The following is a 1,729-nucleotide window of genomic DNA, read 5'->3' as shown; positions in this document are numbered from 1 at the left end:
TGCTGCAATGACACGACTTCGGTGGTGTGCTTGAGCCCCGCTACATTGTCGGCGCGGAATCACTTGACCAGTGAGCTATTACGCACTCTTTCAAGGGTGGCTGCTTCTAAGCCAACCTCCTGGTTGTCTCTGCGACTCCACATCCTTTCCCACTTAGCACACGCTTGGGGACCTTAGTCGGTGTTCTGGGCTGTTTCCCTCTCGACCATGGAGCTTATCCCCCACAGTCTCACTGCCGTGCTCTCACTTACCGGCATTCGGAGTTTGGCTAAGGTCAGTAACCCGGTGAGGCCCATCGCCTATCCAGTGCTCTACCTCCGGCAAGAAACACACGACGCTGCACCTAAATGCATTTCGGGGAGAACCAGCTATCACGGAGTTTGATTGGCCTTTCACCCCTAACCACAGGTCATCCCCCAGGTTTTCAACCCTGGTGGGTTCGGTCCTCCACACGGTCTTACCCGCGCTTCAACCTGCCCATGGCTAGATCACTCCGCTTCGGGTCTTGGGCATGCAACTCAGACGCCCTGTTCGGACTCGCTTTCGCTACGGCTACCCCACACGGGTTAACCTCGCTACACACCGCAAACTCGCAGGCTCATTCTTCAAAAGGCACGCAGTCACAGTCACAAGGACTGCCCCCACGGCTTGTAGGCACACGGTTTCAGGTACTATTTCACTCCGCTCCCGCGGTACTTTTCACCATTCCCTCACGGTACTGTCCGCTATCGGTCACCAGGGAATATTTAGGCTTGGCGGGTGGTCCCGCCGGATTCACACGGGATTTCTCGGGCCCCGTGCTACTTGGGAAATGAGCAAGCAAGCCGTACAGATTTCGTCTACGGGGGTCTTACCCTCTACGCCGGACCTTTCGCATGTCCTTCGACTATCCATACGGTTTCTGACTCGCCGACCGGCCGGCAGACCGGTCAAGCTCACTCCCACGACCCCGTCACGGCAACCCCTGCCGGGTCTCACACCATGACGGTTTAGCCTCATCCGGTTTCGCTCGCCACTACTCCCGGAATCACGGTTGTTTTCTCTTCCTGCGGGTACTGAGATGTTTCACTTCCCCGCGTTCCCTCCACATACCCTATGTGTTCAGGTATGGGTGACAGCCCATGACGACTGCCGGGTTCCCCCATTCGGACACCCCCGGATCAAAGCTCGGTTGACAGCTCCCCGGGGCCTATCGCGGCCTCCCACGTCCTTCATCGGTTCCTGGTGCCAAGGCATCCACCGTGCGCCCTTAAAAACTTGGCCACAGATGCTCGCGTCCACTGTGCAGTTCTCAAACAACGACCAGACACCCAAACCCGACACCCCCCGACAGGGGACGCCCGGCATGAGGCCGGCAACCTGAAGACAACGACCGAATGGCCGTTCCCTCAGGACCCAACAACGTGCCCGACACAGGCAACCCCCAGACCGCGTTCCACGCCCCCGAAGAGGCAGTACTGGCGAGCTGTTCGCTCCCTGTGCCGAATAGTCAACGTTCCACCCATGAGCAAGCACTCCGGGACATTCGCCCGAAGCTGCCGTGTGCTCCTTAGAAAGGAGGTGATCCAGCCGCACCTTCCGGTACGGCTACCTTGTTACGACTTCGTCCCAATCGCTGGTCCCACCTTCGACGGCTCCTCCCCTTACGGGTTAGGCCACCGGCTTCGGGTGTTACCGACTTTCGTGACGTGACGGGCGGTGTGTACAAGGCCCGGGAACGTATTCACCG

General features: G+C 58.9%; 2 rRNA genes. Both read right to left on the bottom strand.

The window, feature by feature from the left end:
- Positions 1 to 1,263 (bottom strand): 23S ribosomal RNA (locus tag ACIQBJ_RS35230); the annotation flags it as partial.
- 290 nt (positions 1,264 to 1,553) lie between these two features.
- Positions 1,554 to 1,729 (bottom strand): 16S ribosomal RNA (locus ACIQBJ_RS35225); the annotation flags it as partial.

The organism is Kitasatospora sp. NPDC088391 (assembly GCF_044753345.1).
Taxonomy (GTDB): domain Bacteria; phylum Actinomycetota; class Actinomycetes; order Streptomycetales; family Streptomycetaceae; genus Kitasatospora.
The sequence above is the reverse complement of the archived record's forward strand: the minus strand, read 5'-3'. Positions and strand labels throughout refer to the sequence as shown.